Origin of the sequence: Lonepinella sp. BR2357 (genome assembly GCF_051851525.1) — a bacterium.
Lineage (GTDB): Bacteria > Pseudomonadota > Gammaproteobacteria > Enterobacterales > Pasteurellaceae > Lonepinella.
The window spans coordinates 101260-117166 of sequence record NZ_JBPDVG010000002.1 but is presented as its reverse complement, the minus strand read 5'-3'; the positions used below and the strand labels follow the sequence as shown (position 1 = coordinate 117166).

Annotated in this window: 13 protein-coding genes; 1 reads left to right on the top strand and 12 read right to left on the bottom strand. The window is 35.1% G+C overall.

Features of this window, described 5'->3' with window-relative positions; genetic code table 11:
• The first annotated feature begins 16 nt into the window (after positions 1–16).
• On the top strand, positions 17–1528 hold the full coding sequence (lysS, locus tag ACTG7L_RS01805) for a lysine--tRNA ligase (protein ID WP_439287255.1): 1512 nt from the start codon (positions 17–19) through the stop codon (positions 1526–1528).
• Positions 1529–1617: 89 nt separating this feature from the next.
• Here lysS and rlmKL read toward each other — a convergent pair whose 3' ends face one another.
• The 12 genes from rlmKL to ACTG7L_RS01745 all read right to left on the bottom strand — a co-directional run bounded on the left by rlmKL (position 1618) and on the right by ACTG7L_RS01745 (position 15903).
• Positions 1618–3771 (bottom strand): bifunctional 23S rRNA (guanine(2069)-N(7))-methyltransferase RlmK/23S rRNA (guanine(2445)-N(2))-methyltransferase RlmL, encoded by a 2154-nt coding sequence (gene rlmKL / locus ACTG7L_RS01800; RefSeq protein WP_439287254.1) that lies wholly within the window; start codon positions 3769–3771, stop codon positions 1618–1620.
• Positions 3772–3921: 150 nt separating this feature from the next.
• The gene (gene rfbC, locus ACTG7L_RS01795) at positions 3922–4464 is read right to left on the bottom strand and encodes a dTDP-4-dehydrorhamnose 3,5-epimerase (protein WP_439287253.1); all 543 of its coding nucleotides are present in this window, start codon (positions 4462–4464) and stop codon (positions 3922–3924) included.
• A gap of 9 nt (positions 4465–4473) precedes the next feature.
• Positions 4474–5349, bottom strand: coding sequence for a dTDP-4-dehydrorhamnose reductase (gene rfbD, locus ACTG7L_RS01790; protein ID WP_439287252.1), 876 nt, complete (start codon positions 5347–5349; stop codon positions 4474–4476).
• Positions 5349–6227: a glucose-1-phosphate thymidylyltransferase RfbA gene (gene rfbA, locus ACTG7L_RS01785; protein WP_439287251.1), complete on the bottom strand. Its 879-nt coding sequence runs from the start codon at positions 6225–6227 to the stop codon at positions 5349–5351. The genes rfbD and rfbA overlap by 1 nt, the downstream gene beginning before the upstream one ends.
• A gap of 1 nt (position 6228) precedes the next feature.
• Positions 6229–7314 carry a dTDP-glucose 4,6-dehydratase gene (rfbB, locus tag ACTG7L_RS01780; RefSeq protein ID WP_439287250.1) on the bottom strand — a complete coding sequence of 362 codons (1086 nt, stop codon included), beginning with the start codon at positions 7312–7314 and terminating at the stop codon, positions 6229–6231.
• Positions 7315–7333: 19 nt separating this feature from the next.
• Positions 7334–9040 carry an AIPR family protein gene (locus tag ACTG7L_RS01775; protein WP_439287249.1) on the bottom strand — a complete coding sequence of 569 codons (1707 nt, stop codon included), beginning with the start codon at positions 9038–9040 and terminating at the stop codon, positions 7334–7336.
• An 18-nt stretch (positions 9041–9058) separates the two neighbouring features.
• Positions 9059–10474: an undecaprenyl-phosphate galactose phosphotransferase WbaP gene (gene wbaP, locus ACTG7L_RS01770; RefSeq protein WP_439287248.1), complete on the bottom strand. Its 1416-nt coding sequence runs from the start codon at positions 10472–10474 to the stop codon at positions 9059–9061.
• Position 10475: 1 nt separating this feature from the next.
• Positions 10476–11384, bottom strand: coding sequence for a glycosyltransferase family 2 protein (locus ACTG7L_RS01765; protein ID WP_439287247.1), 909 nt, complete (start codon positions 11382–11384; stop codon positions 10476–10478).
• Positions 11385–11402: 18 nt separating this feature from the next.
• Positions 11403–12617, bottom strand: coding sequence for an O-antigen ligase family protein (locus ACTG7L_RS01760; protein WP_439287246.1), 1215 nt, complete (start codon positions 12615–12617; stop codon positions 11403–11405).
• Entirely contained in the window at positions 12604–13455 is an 852-nt protein-coding gene (locus tag ACTG7L_RS01755; protein WP_439287245.1) for a glycosyltransferase family 2 protein, read from the bottom strand. Before ACTG7L_RS01755 ends, ACTG7L_RS01760 begins: the two co-directional genes overlap by 14 nt.
• A 44-nt stretch (positions 13456–13499) precedes the next feature.
• Entirely contained in the window at positions 13500–14651 is a 1152-nt protein-coding gene (locus tag ACTG7L_RS01750; RefSeq protein ID WP_439287244.1) for a CDP-glycerol glycerophosphotransferase family protein, read from the bottom strand.
• A gap of 169 nt (positions 14652–14820) precedes the next feature.
• Positions 14821–15903 carry an asparagine synthase-related protein gene (locus ACTG7L_RS01745; RefSeq protein ID WP_439287243.1) on the bottom strand — a complete coding sequence of 361 codons (1083 nt, stop codon included), beginning with the start codon at positions 15901–15903 and terminating at the stop codon, positions 14821–14823.
• Between the last annotated feature and the right edge of the window lie 4 nt (positions 15904–15907).

The window sequence follows — 15907 nt, the reverse complement described above, 5'->3', positions numbered from 1 at the left end:
TTAGAAAGGTACCAATATGTCAGAACAACAAACAACAGAACTGGATTTTCATGGTGAAATGGCAGTCCGTCGTGAGAAATTAAAAGCATTACGAGCAAAAGGCAATGCGTTCCCTAACACATTCCGCCGTGATGCGTTAGCACAAGATTTACATGATAAACACGATAGTACAGATGGCGAAGCATTAAAAGCGGAAGACATTCAAGTTGCCGTGGCAGGTCGTATTATGACTCGCCGTGCAATGGGCAAAGCAACATTTATCACCTTGCAAGATATGAGCGGCAAAATTCAGCTTTATGTAGCACGTGATAATTTACCCGAAGGTGTTTACAAAGAGGATGTAGGACATTGGGATTTAGGCGATATTGTCGGTGTAAAAGGGACATTATTTAAAACCAAAACCAATGAATTAACTGTTAAAGCCCATGAAGTGCAATTATTAACCAAGGCATTACGTCCATTACCCGATAAATTCCATGGTTTGAGCGATCAAGAAATCCGCTATCGTCAACGTTATTTAGATTTAATTGCGAACGAAGATTCTCGCCGCACGTTTATTATTCGTTCTAAAGTCATTTCAGGTATGCGTGAATTTTTCCTGAGTAAAGGCTTTATTGAAGTGGAAACCCCAATGTTGCAAGTGATCCCTGGCGGTGCGGCAGCACGTCCATTTGTAACCCATCACAATGCCTTAGACATTGATATGTACTTGCGTATTGCCCCTGAGTTGTATTTAAAACGTTTAGTGGTGGGTGGTTTTGAACGGGTGTTTGAATTGAACCGTAACTTCCGTAATGAGGGCGTTTCTGTGCGTCATAACCCTGAATTTACCATGATTGAATATTATCAAGCCTATGCGGATTACCACGATTTAATGGATAACACCGAAGCATTGTTACGCAAATTAGCCCTTGATATTCTGGGTACGACGATTGTGCCTTACGGCGAATACGAATTTGATTTTGGCAAGCCATTTGAGCGTATTACCATGCACGATGCCGTGCTTAAATACGGCGCAGATAAAGACATTGTAAAAGACGATCTTTATGATTTCGATCGTGCTAAAGCTGTTGCCAAAAAACTGGGTATTGAAGTACAAAAATCTTGGGGCTTAGGTTCTATCGTTAATGCGATTTTTGAAGAAGTGGCAGAACATCACTTAATTCAGCCAACATTCTTAATGGCTCACCCAGCAGAAATCTCACCATTGGCACGCCGTAATGATGACAATCCTGAAGTGACCGATCGCTTTGAGCTCTTTATCGGCGGTCGTGAAATTGGTAACGGTTTCTCAGAGCTTAACGATGCGGAAGATCAAGCGGAACGCTTTGATGCCCAAGTTGCAGCGAAAGATGCGGGTGATGATGAAGCCATGTTTAAAGATGATGACTTCGTGGTCGCCCTTGAACACGGTTTACCACCAACAGCAGGTGAGGGATTAGGCATTGACCGTTTGGCGATGTTATTTGCTAACGCTGCGTCAATTCGTGATGTGATTTTATTCCCAGCGATGAAGAATAAAGCGTAAAAAAAGAAAGAAATTTTAACCGCACTTTGTGCTCAAAGTGCGGTTATTTTTTGAGGATTTTTCTGTTTAAAACAGCTAGCTTATTCTTTCTAGTCAACAAAACTCACTATCCAACAATTATGAATCTGCTTATTCCGCTCAAAATCCAATGGCAAGGTTTTTTGCGAAATTTCCACCGCACTTAATCCAAGCTCAGCTAAACCCTCAAAATCCATTTTAAAGCCCCGTTTATTATTTGAAAAAACAATGGTGCCATTTGGGCGTAAAATCCGTTTCAGATTTTTCATTAATTTAATATGATCCCGTTGCACATCCCAGCTATCTTCCATGCGTTTAGAATTTGAAAACGTCGGCGGATCCACAAAAATCAAATCAAATTCACGATCACATTTTTCTAGCCATTGCAAACAATCTGCTTGAATTAAACGGTGCTGTTTACCCTCTAAACCATTTAAAATTAAGTTCTGCTCCGCCCAGTTTAAATAGGTATTTGACATATCAACGGTCGTGGTCGATTTCGCCCCGCCTAAGGCAGCATGAATAGTTGCGGATCCGGTATAAGCAAATAAATTCAAGAAATCGTTGCCTTTCGCCATTTCACCTAGCATCTTACGGGTTAAACGGTGATCCAAAAATAATCCCGTATCCAAATAATCGGTCAAATTGACCCATAATTTTGCGCCGTATTCTTCCACATAAAAATACTCGCCTTTGTTGGCTAATTTCTCATATTGATTTTTGCCTTTTTGTTTTTGACGCACTTTTAAAATCAGCTTATTGGTTTCAATCCCTGTCACAGCAAGGGTAGCCGTCACTGCGTCCAATAAGCGTTGGCGTGCTTTATTTTCATCAATATTTTTCGGCGGCGCATATTCTTGCACCACAATATGATCCGCATAACGATCCACAGCTAAATTATAATCGGGCAAATCCGCATCATATAATCGATAGGCTTGTAGACCTTGCTGCGTTGCCCATTTTTCAATTTTCTTGATATTTTTTTGTAATCGATTGGCAAAATCTTCTGCGACGTGCTGATTTGCCGAAACTTCAAGATTTTGTACCGCACTTTGTGGATCTTGTTCGCTCAAACTGCGGTCAGAAATTTGATAGTTTTTTTGCACACAATCTAGTGGACCATTTTTCGCCTTAAATTGGCGATGTGAACGTAATCGTAAACAATCTAACAGGCCTTGTTCTGAACTAAAAATAGACGCATTCCAGCCACCAAATTGTTGTTTCAAACGCTGACCTAATACAGAATATAAAGCGATCAACGCCGGCGTCGTACCTAAACGTTCACCATAAGGCGGATTACAAATCACCGTACCTTTTTCATCTTGTGATACGGGATTTTTTAACGCTGCCACATCTGATTGCTTGAATTGAATGAGATGTGCCACCCCCGCCTGTTGTGCATTGTGTTGGGCTTTTTGTAATACTCGATGATCCAAATCAAAGCCGTAAAAATGCGGTTGCGGATTTTTATTACATTCCGTTTCAGCCAATGCAACGGCCTCTGCTTTTACTTTTTCCCATGCAGCGACATTATGCCCTTTCCAGAAATCAAATCCCCAGTGCATACGATGTAACTGAGGTGCAATTTTCGCCTCCATTTGAGCTGCCTCAATTAACAAGGTGCCAGAACCACACATCGGATCAAGTAAGGGCGTTCCCGCTTTCCAACCAGAACGTAACACAATAGCCGCCGCCAACGTCTCACGCAAAGGTGCCATGCCTGTTTCTTCACGATAGCCACGTAAATGCAAGGCATCACCACTTAAATCCAGAGAAAGGATAAAATTTTCACGATGTAAATAAGCATGAATGCGAATATCTGGATTGTCTTTATCCACATCAGGACGAGCTTTGCCTTGTCGCTCAAAATAATCCACGAGCCCATCTTTCACACGCATAGCACCAAATTGAGTGTGGCGAATGTCTTGGTTTGTGCCGTTAAAATCCACTAAAAAACGACATCTTTCATCAAAATACGACAACCAGTCTTGCGATAATATCGTAGAATAGAGATCTAAATCACTGTAAATTTTGCTTTGTGTGATCGGCAATAAAATGCGTGAGGCTAAACGTGACCACAATAACGCCTTGTATTGTGTTTCATCATCAGCCATAAAATGCACACCACCTTGTGCCACCTGACATTCCGTCGCCCCTAATGTGGTGAGTTCGACTTTCAGTAATTCTTCAAAGCCACGTGCAGTGGTAGCGAAAAGTTGTTTCATGGATATTCTCTAAATAGATTGGAAATTGGGGGGATTATAGCATTAAATCCTTATTCAACGAAGTTATAAGTGATTTGCTAGACAGTGAAATAACCTATTTCTATATTATAAAATATAGGCAATACCCATGACGATATTGCCCTAATCTTATCAATTAAATAATACGGTCTCGTGCAATGTTTTTCCCATTAAGTCTTTCGCTGACAAACTCGGTTCGCTTTGCAACTGCCAGTCAATGCCAACCGTTGCATCGTTCCAAATGAGTGAATGTTCTGCTTTTGGATTGTAGTAATCGGTGCATTTATACACAAATTCCGCAGTTTCGCTTAACACATAAAAACCGTGCGCAAAGCCTTCTGGAATCCAGAGCTGGCGTTTGTTTTCAGCGGATAAAATTTCGGCGACATATTTGCCAAAAGTCGGCGAACTTTTGCGTAAATCCACGGCGACATCTAGCACTTCGCCCTGCACCACTCGCACTAATTTTCCTTGTGTATTTTCTGTTTGATAATGCAAACCACGCAGTACGCCTTTGACGGATTTGGAATGATTTTCTTGCACAAAAGTGCGATCCGCCACATTTTGTTTAAACCATTCATCACGAAAGGTTTCCATAAAAAAGCCACGTTCATCGCCAAAAGCTTGTGGCTCAAGTAATTTAACATCGGGTATTTGGGTTTCAATGATTTTCATTTTTTATCCTTATGCGACATACGCCTGAATATTCTCTAACGCTTTTCGCCAATCACTCGTCTCAATGCCAAATTCTACTTTGATTTTGCTTAAATCTAAGCGTGAATTTGCAGGGCGTTTGGCTGGGGTCGGATAGTCGGCAGTCGTAATTTGTTTAATGTGCGGTGCTTTTTTTAGCACATTTTGCAAAACGGCTTGGCTAAAAATCGCTTCAGCAAATTCCGCCCAGTTTACATAAGGCGAACCGCTGAAATGATAGATACCAAAGGAGGTTGAGCCGTTAAGAATGGCAAAGGCAATATGGATTAACGCTTTGGCAATGTCGCCTGCGTAGGTCGGTGAGCCGAACTGATCGGCAACAATGCCGAGTTCATCACGGCTTTGTGCTAAGCGTAACATCGTTTTGACAAAATTATTGCCGTGTTCACCAAACACCCAAGCGGTACGCAAAATAATATGGCGTGGGTTAGCGTTTATTACGGCAACTTCGCCGTCTAATTTGGTTTTGCCATACACGCTTTGCGGGCAAACGGGATCGTTTTCAAGATAAGGTTCAGATTTTGTGCCGTCAAACACATAATCGGTAGAAATATGCAAAATGGCTGCACCCACTTGAGCGGCAGCGATTGCTAAATTTTCAGCACCGACACTGTTAATTTGATGGGCGAGTTCAGCTTCACTTTCAGCACGATCCACGGCAGTATGAGCGGCGGCGTTAATAATGACATCAGGTCGCCATTGCTCAACGATATGCAATACAGCATCTTTATCCGTTATATCCAACTCATCACGATCTAACGCCAACACATCCGCTTTACCTGAGAGCTGTTTAAGTAGTTGAAAGCCGACTTGCCCTTTTGAGCCAGTAATCAAAAATTTTGCCATTACTCGCCCCCTTTCGCTAAGCGAAGTAAATATTGCCCATAGCCATTTTTCGCCATCGGCTTAGCAAGGGTTTCTAGCTGTTCGCTTGTCAGCCAACCATTTCGCCACGCAATTTCTTCCAAACACGCCACTTGCACATTTTGGATATTTTCAATAGTGCGAACGAACGCCGCCGCATCGTGCAGGCTTTCGTGCGTGCCAGTGTCAAGCCAAGCAAAACCACGCCCGAGCAGTTGCACATTGAGCGTGCCATCGTTGAGATACATCTCGTTGAGCGTGGTGATTTCCAGCTCACCACGAGCGGACGGTTTCACCTGTTTGGCAAATTCCACCACGCGATTATCGTAAAAATACAGCCCCGTAACTGCCCAATCGGATTTCGGTTTAAGCGGTTTTTCTTCAATGGATAACGCCTTGAAATTGTCGTCAAATTCCACCACGCCAAAACGTTCAGGATCTTTGACTTGATAGCCAAACACCGCTGCCCCTTTGTTTTGCACAAAGCGAGCCGCTTCTTGTAGGCTGGCGGTAAAATGCTGACCATAGAAAATATTATCGCCTAACACCAAGCAAACACTGTCGTTACCAATAAACGTTTCACCAATCAAAAACGCCTGAGCCAAGCCGTCAGGACTCGGTTGCACAGCGTATTCTAGCGAAAGACCAAAATCTGAACCATCGCCCAATAAGCGTTTAAAACTGTCGTTATCTTCAGGCGTGGTAATAATCAAAATTTCCCGAATGCCCGCGAGCATCAGCACCGAAAGCGGATAATAAATCATCGGTTTGTCATACACGGGTAGCAGTTGCTTCGATACACCACGAGTAATCGGGTAAAGGCGAGTGCCTGAACCGCCAGCGAGAATAATACCTTTCATATTAGCCCCCTAGCCCGATACGCTGATTATAGCTGCCGTCTTGAATCGCTTGCCACCACTCTTGATTATCCAAATACCATTCCACGGTTTTACGCAAGCCAGTTTCAAAGGTCTCAACAGGTTTCCAGCCGAGTTTTTGCTGCATTTTAGTGGCATCAATGGCGTAACGTTTGTCGTGTCCGGGTCTATCTTGCACAAAAGTAATCAACTCACGGAATGAGTTAATTTGAGAAAAGTGCGGTGCAAATTTAGTGAGTTTTTCGCTGCCTTTTAGGCTATCCAAAATATCGCAAATGGTTTCCACCACGCTTAAATTCGTTTTCTCGTTGTGTCCACCGATATTATAGCTTTCGCCAATTTCGCCTTGGCTCAACACCAAATGCAAGGCTCGGGCGTGATCTTCCACAAATAGCCAATCCCGAATTTGATCGCCCTTGCCATAAATCGGCAATGGCTTGCCGTGAATGGCATTGAGAATGACTAAGGGAATGAGTTTCTCAGGGAAATGGAAAGGCCCGTAGTTGTTAGAACAGTTCGTTAGCACCACTGGTAAGCCGTAAGTACGATGCCACGCACGCACCAAGTGATCGCTCGACGCTTTAGACGCAGAATAAGGACTGCTCGGGGCGTAAGGCGTGGTTTCGGTGAACAAATCGCTTGTGCCGTGCAAATCACCAAACACTTCATCGGTTGAAATATGATGAAAACGAAACGCTGCTTTTTTCTCGCCACTCAAGCCGTTGTAATAATGACGAGCCACTTCTAAAAGCGTGTAAGTACCAATAATGTTGGTTTCAATAAAAGCCGCTGGTCCGTCAATCGAGCGATCAACGTGGCTTTCTGCGGCTAAGTGCATCACGGCAGCGGGTTGATATTTCGCAAACACTTGCTCAAGAGCGACTTTATCGCAAATATCCACTTGCTCAAAGGCGTAGCGTGGATTATTTGCTACCGATTTGATTGAGTTAAGATTACCAGCGTAAGTGAGTTTATCCACGTTAATTACGCTGTCGTTGGTGTCGTTTATTATATGGCGAACCATTGCTGAGCCGATAAAGCCCGCACCGCCTGTGAGTAGGATTTTCATTTCTTTCCTTGTATTTAACTTAATCTATCTTAAACAAATCAAGATTTTTTTTCAAATAGACCGAAAAATCTCTATTTCTAATGTTCTGTTTATCAATATTTAACTTTTTCTCGAGCTTAGTTTGTTTAATTATCTTACAGGTTAAAACAAAAACATCTTTAATATATTGATAGTTATCTATCATTTCTATCATTTTTAATTCTTGTAATTTTCTATTTTTCAAAATAATATAAGTTAAATAAATCATATGAAATTTATAATTCTTATATTTCAAATAAATATCTTTATTTCTAAACATTAACTCTAGTCTATTTAGTAAAAACGCCGAAATATAGTATAATGGAAGCATTCCTTTATCTAGATTGAAAATTTTTTCCCTATTACTTTCTAATAATTCCCCAAAATATCTATGAGTACTTTGTGGTTGTTCTAAGACCATAGCTACATAAGACTTAATTTGAGCTGACAATGTTATAACTTGATAAGGTGAAATATCAGGATTATTCAAATACTCCTTAGATCTTCTTTCATAAAAAATCTTAGAAGAAACTTTTCCGTTAATAGCCTTATAATATTCTACCAACTCCTTATGAAATGGTTTTAAAGATTCAAACGCTTCATCTTTAACCTCTGTCTGCCTATTAGTAGCTCTAATAATATTATCAATAACATCTTGATTTAAAGTCTCAATTATTTTTACAACAATATATATATTTTCATCTAATTTCTCCCTATTCATAAATAGAACATAGCTAGACTGACATCCATTAACAATTTGGAAATCAGATAATTTTACCTTTTGACCTACCATATCTAATTTTTTTGCTATAATGGTAATGCCATTATTTAATAATGGTAGTAATATTCTATTATTTGGATCAATTAAAGTATTACAAATTTCTTGATTTACTTTATTATTTCCTTGATAATCTCTCACATTATCAAAAAATAAACCTTTAGAGATATTGCCATCACTATCGGATATTAACTCAATGTAATCCTTTGCCGATATAGTTCCAATAAATGACTGATTAACCCCTGCAGACAACTCGGGCAGAGCCACCCTATTATTGAATAGTAATTCTTTAGTTATTTTTCGGTTATTTTCTTGATAATATTTTTTCAACCTTTCCAAGTCTACATACTCAATAATATCTTCATTAGCAAATATATTTTTATTCCTTAGATCTTTTAAATTAAATTCAGCACCATTTACAATATCACTATCACCAATCCATTTTCCAGTAGTAACAAAATATAGTTTTAACTCTGGTTTTATATGAAAACTTAAAGAATTATCGTATATTTTATTTTTAATTTCTCTTAATCTTACTATCGTTTCATTCTCAAGTAAAAAGGAATTATATTCAAAAAAGTTACTAACACCAAGTATAAACTTATTAATCTTACTTAATTCAAAATGACTAGAATTCTTACTTTGGATAAAGATAAATTTCACATATATACTACCATTACTCTTAATAAAAAAGTCGATTTCCTCTTTCTCTTTTATAATAGAACCATTAACAATAATTGCTATTCCATCTATTCCAGTATCACTTTTTCCCCCGACTGACAGTTCTTCAATATCTATATCTCTCGGATATAATTTAGAAACGATATTGAAATTCACAAAACGTTCAAATAAGTCATCTTCTTTCAATTCAGAAAAATCATGTTTTTTATTAAAATCATCCATATAACTTTTAAGGATAAGATCCTTCATACAAATCTCCTAGATATTTCAGTAAGCCCCATCTCTTTTCAACACAACATTCACTGTCTTAAATAAAATGGCAATGTCATTCCATAATGACCAGTTTTTCACATACCAAGAATCAAAATATACTCGAGTATCGTAATCTACATCATTGCGTCCACTAACCTGCCAAAGTCCAGTCATACCAGGTTTTGCCATAAGATAATAATTTACATCAGCATTATAACGCTCAAGTTCTGCTTGAATAACAGGACGCGGACCGACTAAACTCATTTCGCCTTTTAAGACATTAAACAATTGTGGCAATTCATCCAAACTCGTTTTACGGATGAACTTCCCTACCTTGGTAATTCTCGGATCATTTTTAAGTTTAAAATCTTTCTCCCATTCTGCACGAGCATTAGGATCATTTTTTAGTAGTTTCTCCAATACTTCTTTAGAATTAGTAACCATTGATCTAAATTTTAAGCATTTAAACGCCTTCCCATTTCGTCCAATTCGTTCATGCCCATAAATCGCATTTCCACCGTCTTTTTTGATGAGAAAATATAACGTTAAAAGCATTGGTGATAAGCCAATAATAATTAATGTAGAGAAAATAATGTCCATGGTTCTTTTTAAGAATCTTGATGACCGTTTCGCTAAATTATTATTAATACGCAATAACATCACATCATGACTAAATAAAAATGACATATCCGTACTATATAGTGGGAGACCTCGTAAAGTGGGAATAACGGACACAAAACGGCAATTTTTTACCGACAATTTTCTCAGCCACGTACTTTGTAACTCACTTTCATCATCTTCTAATGCAATGATATACTGAATATTATGTGATTCAGGTAAAGATAACACATCATGTTCTGAATATAATTGCGTTTTATTTTGTAAAGTTGAAATTTCATTATGTCCTGTATAAATGAATCCTTTAATGTTAAATCCTAAATAATTTTCGGTCTTTAAGGCATTATAGGCTTCTATGGCATTATTCCCCGAACCAATAATTAATGTATCTCTTACAAAATAACCTTTCGAAATCAAAAATTGCTTTATCATTACCCGGAAAAAAGGTACAATCAATAAAGCAATAGTCCAAGTTAATCCCCATAGATAACGAGAAAAATGTAATTTTGAAAAAGCAATAATTGCCAATTCAAAAACGGCTAAAATAAGCAATGTTCGAATCACTTCTTTTAGTTCAAACCAAAATGGTTTACGGTAAGTATAATGTCTTAGTCTTATCCAAAACCACGCCACACCGAAAATACTTAACACCAAATGAATAAGCACACGATCATCTAACTGCCAATTTGGAATATAACGAGAAATTTCTCCTGTAATTAAAGACAATATCTCTATCGATAATAAAAATGAAACAAAAATAGATACAAAATCTGTGAGAGCTACCACGATTTTAGAAAAAAAGATTTTGTTCATATTACTTTCTCCACCATCTATTGTGCATACTCAAACGTTTTATAACTGAAAAAGGTAAATACTTATGATTTATTCCCAATTTATAACCTAAAAACTTCATTCCATTACGTAAAAACCAACTCGGTAAAAGATGATACGCTTTATTTTTCCTCAAATAATTAAGTTCTGATTTCACATATCGACCACCTTCCCCCGTAGCTTTTCCAAATTTTTTCAAAATCCAAGGTTCGCAAGAATGAAATACACCGATATCAAAATAACGTTTAAAATCCTGTAAGATAGTATAACTGTGTGAATGATAAACTTTAGCAGTTGAAACATAAGCTAATGAATACCCTGAAAGAATCATTTTTGCACCGATATAAACATCTTCACCAAGAATTAAATTATTTTTGAAGTTACCCAGTTTAGTTAATATCTCTTTTCTATATGCAGCAAAAGAATTTGACAACTGACAAGTTTTAATCCCATAAATTCCAATATCATCTTTAGTTTTAATAGATGAAACATCAGGATAGTTAAATTCTCTTAAATGTTTACCAAATAAATTGGTTTCAGGATAACTAATCTGACAACCATAAGCAGCTGAAACCCTTTTATCCTCAAAGACTTTCACAATATTTTCAAGACAAAACTCATCATACGGTAAAGCATCTTGCGTTAAGTAAATTAAAATATCTCCTGTCGCAAGCTCAGCAGCTTTAGCCCTCGTACCTCCATGATCAAATTCTAATGAAGAAATAATAATCACTAAATCAGCATATTGTTTAGCTATTTCGATAGTTTTATCTTGAGATGATGAGTCAATAATAATTAATTCATAATCAGAAAAACTTTGTTTTTTTAAACTTTCTAATAATTTAGATAAATGTTTACTTGCATTATATGTTGGAATAATTATGGACAACATTAAATTCCTCCTACAACTTTATTTTAATTTTTTATCATAAATAAAAAATATATATAAAAATATGACGAGAGAAGAATAAATAACAACATCATTATCATACCCCGCATATTGTGAATTTAAACTAATAAATAATGGCACAAAATAACATAAAAAAATTAATCTATATTTTCTATTTAAATCCCCATGCCAAAATATAAATTTTAGAATCCAAATAAAAATAATTAGTCCAAAAAATCCAACATCTGCAAACATTGTCATAAACGCATTATGCCAATGTAAAGCATTATCCATCCTTTCATACAAAGGTAATATATAACCACTTGAAAATATCCCATTTCCAATCACAATATACATATGTTCTAAATGCAAGTAAAATGCTTTCCACAAATACAATCTTGCAGCTAATCCATCTGCAGAATCTAATTTGATATGAAATAATTTGTCAAATAAAATAAAACTAGCAAGCACAGAAGTAATAATCAATACAGTTAAAGTTACAACCTTTAATAATTTGTTTTTATGAACAAATAGTATTTTCCATAGATAAAACAAAAATATAAACAGTATAAATGAAAGTTGAGCTGTTCTACTCAACATATATATAACACAAAACGTAGCCATTCCTAACATTAAGTATTTTTTAATTTTAGATACTGAAAATACTTTAAAATATATAAATGACAGATACACAATGACTATAAATACAAATTTTGTCGCCCAAGTATTCTTATCTAATGAACCAAAATAAATTGGATACTTCATTATTTCATAGCCATCTATTGAGTTTTGAACACCTATCACAGGAATAAGCCAAATATTTCCCAAATGCACATTTAGTAGGATTTGAGAAAAAGTTAAAAAAATAATTAATTCTAATGTAAATCTTAGCCATTTTACATTAGAAACAATAATCTTTTTATTGTTATATGAATATAAAACAAAAGAGAATAGGAATAAAATATTCACAAGAAACTTAACAAAATAGCTACCAAATGATACATCTATATTTACCAGATGAGATACTATAATTAATGTTATAAATATAGAAAATACAATTACTACAATAAAACTTATTCTAGGTATAAATCTTCTATTAAGAATACTCAATCCAGATAAATATATAAAAATAGAGAAAAAAAACACATAAATAGGAAATCTATCATCAATTGGTGGTAAGAATATAGTAAATATGGAACATAGCCAACTTGGTACTATCAATTTATTTAGGCTCATATAGTCTAATCCCTAGCATTCTAGATTTTATTGAAATCCAACTTTTCTTTACATCACTAAAATCAAATCTTAACAAAGAAAAGATTAGTTTAATAGAATGATATCCGATCACTTTAATGAATAATACCCAGAGAGAAAATGATTTATATTTAGCAACAAAACCACCAAAACCTAAACCGTAGGAGTAAATTTTATTATAGTTAACAACTTGTTCTTCTGATGATGGATGCCAAACAATAATATTAGGATTATATTCAACCTTTAATTTATTATTTAAAATATTATAAACATAATCCACATCTTCACAACTGCCTAATTTTTTCCCAGCCCCCAACATCTCATCAAATCTAATTTTATTTTTTCGGTGGAAGATAGTAATAGAAGAACAGTTAAGGAAAAAATTATATTTATTAATGGGAAAATTGAAACCTTTCCAATTACGAATAATATTTTTATTTCTTTCTTTATCATAAATTCTACCCAAAAACAAATGCACATTAGGGTTTTCTATAAATGCTTTAATAACATTATTTAATGTGTCGGGATAATAAATACAGTCATCATCTGGAAAGGCAATATATTCTCCTGTCGCATACTCTAAACCAATATTCCTATTAATGGACAATCCCTTTTTATCAGAAATAATATGTTTAATATTTAATTTACCACTATAATTAGCTACTATTTCACTTAAATCAATATTATCATTTTGATCAACAATGATAATTTCTATCATTGAAATATCATACTCTTGGAGCAATAAACTATCTAGAAATTCAGAAATTTCATTTTTTCTGCCATAGGTTGCCATTATTAGGCTAAAAATAATTTTTTTCATAAAAAATCAATATTACCTCTTTTTAATTCAAGTATTAAAAGATATTATTTAACTAATAGAGATTTTATTCGATTAACAATAACTTGATTTCCATTACTAGCATCACTAGATGAACTCAAAAATTTAGTTCTCGTTTCCCAATTCATAGGAATATTTTCTATACGATTTAAAGTTTGCATCAATTCTTCAAAATCTCTCACCACACTACCACAAACCGCACTTTCATAGTCAAAATACATTTCCCTATTTCTAGAATAATCATCTAGATCAAAGCAAAAATGAATAATGGGTCTGTTTAACACCAAATAATCCAAATAGATTGATGAATAATCTGTAATTAAACAATCTGCCGTTTTCATTAGTCTAATAGGATCAAGCATATTATTAACAAGTTTTATATTACTAAATTTCGAAACATCTAGCGTAATCTTAGTTGCTGAATGTAATTTCACTAAAAAAATAGAATTCATTTTCAGCATTAAGTTATTCAATTCTTGAAAATCTAATTTAGACTGTTTAAAAAAATCCCTTCCATCATCACGCCAAGTAGGGGCATACAAAAATACCTTATTATATATACCGTATTCATCCAATGGTTCACACTTTTGTAAATGTGTAACTCTTGGGCATTGTGCTATAACTATATTATTATCACTAATTCTAAAAGCTGACTTAAAAGCATAATCAGAAACATATTGTGCTGGCGATAACAACAAATCATATTTTACTTGAGTCGCTGGGGCTACTATTTTTCTAAGTAAGCTAGCATCACGAAATAGATTTACTAATGGTTGTGTTGTAATATCAAACTCAATTTTCTTTAATGGGATGCCATGCCATAAATTGACTTTTATCACATTAGCTGAGGTAAAAAAATTAATCTCTGATATATATGCTGAAAATATATAAACTTTTGCAATTAAAGAATAATATACCCCCTTTAAACTATAAGTGTCATAAGCTTCACCAAATTTTCTGGCTTCTTTAACGGAATCTTTATTTTTAGATATCCATATGGCTCTAACTTTTTTATCTTCATTAATTACATATTCATAAAGATATCGACTATTATCGTTAAACACCCCAAAACTACCAAACACCCATATATTGGAATTTCGTCGTGTAAAAAAGGAAACGAAATATAATGGATATCCTATAAAAATCACGAATAAAGCTTTAATTAATTTTAAAAGCATTGTAGCCACCCAAATTAGCATAGTATCTTTAACCTATATACCCACTTCAGAAATTAGTTAAGAGATACTATGCATAGTTAAATATAAGATTTAAACTATACTTTCATCTTAGATTTTATTGTTAATAATACTCTACAATATCAACTTTATGTTTTAATCTAAGACCTTTTTATTTAATAATTTTTTCCAAATGCTGAAATTCATCCAGAAATCTTTCTAATACATAAAGTTGGTATTTTTGATTTCCATGTAATTGATTTAAAGGAATATCAGCCCTAAATTCTTCTCTTATAGGCCCTTTCCAATCTTTAAAATAAACATCTACAGGTCTAGGCATTGGATTTTTATTAGGTACAGGAATATCATGATAACAATATTTAAATAGTTCTCTCACGAAATATTTGGGCTGCCCATTCCTATTTCTCTCTAAATCTATACCTCCCTTTATTTTCATTCCACAATAAGGATCACAATACTTAATGCCTGCAACCTCAAAAGCATTAACATAAGAGTCTTCACTTTCGACTCCGTATACTTCATCCATAAAACGCAGAAAATCGATCTCTTCTCCTCTTTTACTTTGCTGCGGCAATACTCGGTAACGCTCAAAAAGATAATTCACATCGACAGGGTCTTTAAGTATCAACTTAGGATCTAAAAAGGTATATCTTTCAACAAAATCATCAAATTTCCAATCTTTAGAAATAAGTTGATCCATGCCACCAAATATAGGATCTGCAGCGTCACCAAAAATCATTCTTTCTACCCCATCTGCTTTAGCTTTTAGAGCTGCAACGTATATTTGTGGCTCAATTGAATGAACTGGGGCACCTTTTCTCTTCATTAAAATAGGCAGATGTTCCATAATAGACCAATCAATATCTATATAATGTAAATTAAGCTCCTGCCGCTTAGCGATATTTTCAGCACGCTTAAGTTCGTCTTTTTGAAACTCGCCACCCAAAAATCTGAATGTATAAGCATTAGAGCCTTTTGGCATATAATAAGCCAAACAGCCTGAGTCCATTCCTCCGGATAGAAGAATACCAAGTTTTTCATTATTAAAACTTTGGAATTTTGCCTTAATATGTCTGTCCATATCATGAATAGTTTCTATTTCCGTATAACTTTCAGGATGTGATTTATCTACCTTATGATAAACATGGTCAAAAAAATCCATATCATCACGTTCAATATATCTAAAAGTTAAAAATGAACTCATACAAAAATTTTTATCTACAGTATGTTGCATATGT

Coding starts and splice junctions, on each gene's coding strand:
- ACTG7L_RS01775 (WP_439287249.1), bottom strand. CDS start 9,040: ATGAAGGATCTTATCCTTAAAAGTTATATGGATGATTTTAATAAAAAA.
- ACTG7L_RS01760 (WP_439287246.1), bottom strand. CDS start 12,617: ATGAGCCTAAATAAATTGATAGTACCAAGTTGGCTATGTTCCATATTT.
- ACTG7L_RS01750 (WP_439287244.1), bottom strand. CDS start 14,651: ATGCTTTTAAAATTAATTAAAGCTTTATTCGTGATTTTTATAGGATAT.
- rlmKL (WP_439287254.1), bottom strand. CDS start 3,771: ATGAAACAACTTTTCGCTACCACTGCACGTGGCTTTGAAGAATTACTG.
- lysS (WP_439287255.1), top strand. CDS start 17: ATGTCAGAACAACAAACAACAGAACTGGATTTTCATGGTGAAATGGCA.
- ACTG7L_RS01765 (WP_439287247.1), bottom strand. CDS start 11,384: ATGTTGTCCATAATTATTCCAACATATAATGCAAGTAAACATTTATCT.
- ACTG7L_RS01745 (WP_439287243.1), bottom strand. CDS start 15,903: ATGCAACATACTGTAGATAAAAATTTTTGTATGAGTTCATTTTTAACT.
- rfbC (WP_439287253.1), bottom strand. CDS start 4,464: ATGAAAATCATTGAAACCCAAATACCCGATGTTAAATTACTTGAGCCA.
- ACTG7L_RS01755 (WP_439287245.1), bottom strand. CDS start 13,455: ATGAAAAAAATTATTTTTAGCCTAATAATGGCAACCTATGGCAGAAAA.
- rfbA (WP_439287251.1), bottom strand. CDS start 6,227: ATGAAAGGTATTATTCTCGCTGGCGGTTCAGGCACTCGCCTTTACCCG.
- rfbD (WP_439287252.1), bottom strand. CDS start 5,349: ATGGCAAAATTTTTGATTACTGGCTCAAAAGGGCAAGTCGGCTTTCAA.
- wbaP (WP_439287248.1), bottom strand. CDS start 10,474: ATGAACAAAATCTTTTTTTCTAAAATCGTGGTAGCTCTCACAGATTTT.
- rfbB (WP_439287250.1), bottom strand. CDS start 7,314: ATGAAAATCCTACTCACAGGCGGTGCGGGCTTTATCGGCTCAGCAATG.